The 2,544-nt window shown below is 37.2% G+C and carries 3 protein-coding genes; 2 read left to right on the top strand and 1 reads right to left on the bottom strand.

Going from position 1 to position 2,544, the window contains the following annotated elements; all coding sequences use genetic code 11:
- Positions 1 to 927: thiamine pyrophosphate-dependent dehydrogenase E1 component subunit alpha (locus AC1DND_RS25540; RefSeq protein WP_477585354.1), on the bottom strand; the 927-nt coding region annotated here is incomplete at its 3' end.
- A gap of 170 nt (positions 928 to 1,097) precedes the next feature.
- On the opposite strand from AC1DND_RS25540, the gene AC1DND_RS25535 reads away from it, so the two are divergent.
- The gene (locus AC1DND_RS25535; protein ID WP_029275926.1) at positions 1,098 to 1,490 is read left to right on the top strand and encodes a DUF1573 domain-containing protein; all 393 of its coding nucleotides are present in this window, start codon (positions 1,098 to 1,100) and stop codon (positions 1,488 to 1,490) included.
- A gap of 62 nt (positions 1,491 to 1,552) precedes the next feature.
- Positions 1,553 to 2,544, top strand: a 992-nt coding sequence (locus AC1DND_RS25530) for a pyridoxal phosphate-dependent aminotransferase (protein ID WP_477585352.1), incomplete at its 3' end; no start/stop codon positions are given.

Here is a 2,544-nt window from a genome sequence, read left to right as displayed (position 1 = left end):
CTTATACCTTTCGTGCGAGCCAGATGTAGAGTGCCCCTGAGGTTGAGTAAGTTCGGTAACGTGAATTAAAACAGGTACATGTTCGTCTCTACATACATTTATTGCTTTTTCATACACCTCGCATAAAGCTGGATAATCCCAGCCCTTTACTTTATAAATTTCATATCCTGGTTGATCAGGCTCACGCTGAAAGCCTTTTAAAACTTCAGAAATATCTTCTTTTGTAGTTTGATATTTTGCCGGAACTGAAATGCCATAAGCATCATCCCAAATTGAGATGGCCATGGGTATCTGCAATACGCCTGCGGCATTAATGGCTTCAAAAAACACGCCTTCAGAAGTCGAGGCATTACCAATGGTGCCAAAAGCAACTTCATTTCCATTAACCGAAAAGTGTTTTAAGTAATCCAGTTCCTTATTTTGCCTAAATAATTTAGAAGCATAGGCTAAGCCAACCAAACGGGCCATTTGGCCACCGGTAGGAGAAATATCTGACGAACAGTTTTTAATCTGCGTTAAATCGTTCCAGCTTCCATCTTCATTAACTGATTTTGTTGCAAAATGGCAGTTCATTTGCCTTCCACCTGAAAACGGATCAGCCCCGTCAGTTGGATTGGCGTAAAGTTGTGCAAAAAATTCTTTAATGGTAGAAATCCCTGTAGCAAAAGCAAAAGTTTGATCGCGGTAATAGCCCGAGCGCCAATCGCCGTTTTTAAAAGCTTTCGCCATAGCCACCTGGGGTACTTCTTTACCATCGCCAAAAATACCAAATTTAGCCTTCCCTGTTAATACTTCTCTACGGCCTAAAACACTGGCCTGCCTACTTTCAAAGGCTATTTTATAGTCGTTTATAACGATAGATTTAAAATCGTTAAAACTGAGTTCGGAAGCATCAATAGTGTTGGTCATCAATTTTTCATTCGGCATAGTAATCAAAGATTGGTTGCGGCAAATATATACAAAATTAAAAGTTTGCCTTTATCCTAGATTGTAAAATTATATATGGATTTGTAAAATATATTTGGAATAGTTTTTGTTTTAATATGAAAACATTAAATTTGTTTTAGAATTTAAAAAATAAATTACAATCACATAACATGAAAAAGATCTTAGTATTATTCGCTTTTGTTTTAGGTTTAGGTATTGCTGTAAATGCACAAACTAAACCTGCAGAGTTTAAATTTGAATCGGAAACTCACGATTTCGGTAAAATCGTTTTAAACAAACCAGTAACTTACGATTTCAAATACACCAATATTGGCGAAGAGCCATTAATTATTACCAAAGCTGAGGCAAGTTGTGGATGTACAGTACCTAAATACACTTCTGCCCCATTGAAAAAAGGTGAAACGGGTGTAATTTCGGTAACGTTTAACGCTGCTGCTGGTCCATCAACTTTTTCAAAAGCCGTAACCATTACTTCAAATGCTAAAACACCAATTAAAGTGCTTTACATTAAAGGTGAAACGGTTGCCGCAGCCTCGAAATAATTATTTAAACGATAATATTTAAAAAGTCCCGATTTTCATCGGGACTTTTTTATTTTTGTGCCATGCCAAAAATTTCACAAAAAGGTGTGCAGATGCCTGCATCGCCAATCAGAAAGTTAACTCCATTTGCAGATCAAGCTAAAAAAGATGGTAAAAAAGTTTTCCATTTAAATATTGGTCAACCAGATATCGAAACACCTGAAGGAATGTTAAACGCCATCAAAAACATTGATTTTAATGTTTGGGCCTATACTCCATCAGAAGGTACACTTGCATACCGCTTAAAACTTACCGAATACTACAATAAACTGGGTTACAATATTACACCCGAAAATATATTGGTAACAGTTGGTGGTTCTGAGGCTATTACCATTGCCATGCAAACCTGCGTAAACGAGGGCGATGAAATTATCATTCCAGAGCCTTTTTATGCCAATTACAATGGCTTTGCCTGCATGAGCAACGTAGTGGTAAAACCCATCCTTTCTTACATTGAAAATGGTTTTGCTTTGCCTCCGATTGCCGAATTCGAAAAACTGATTACGAAAAAAACGAAGGCGATCATCATTTGTAACCCTAATAACCCAACTGGTTATTTATATTCAAGAGCAGAATTAGAGGCGTTAAAAGCACTTTGTGTTAAGTACGATCTATTTTTATTCTCTGATGAAGCTTATCGCGAATTCTGTTATGATGGAAGAGAATTTATTTCTCCAATGCATTTAGATGGTTTGGATGAAAATGTGGTGATTATGGATACGGTTTCTAAACGTTACAGCGCTTGTGGTGCGCGTTTAGGCTGTTTAATCACCAAAAATAAAGAAGTTATTGCATCAGGATTAAAATTTGCACAAGCAAGGTTAAGTCCGGGTATGGTTGAACAAATTGCTGGTGCAGCGGCTGTAGATACGCCGGATAGCTATTTTGAAAAAGTAAATACCGAATATACTTTGCGCCGTGATACTTTGGTTAATCGGTTAAATAATATAGAAGGCGTTTTTTGCCCTAATCCGGGCGGTGCATTTTACGTGGTAGCAAAATTCCCGATTGATGA

It is taken from the genome of Pedobacter sp. 01N416 (assembly GCF_056399685.1).
Note: the sequence above shows the minus strand (reverse complement) of the source record. Positions and strands in the feature narration are given on the sequence as shown.

Coding starts and splice junctions, on each gene's coding strand:
- AC1DND_RS25535 (WP_029275926.1), top strand. CDS start 1,098: ATGAAAAAGATCTTAGTATTATTCGCTTTTGTTTTAGGTTTAGGTATT.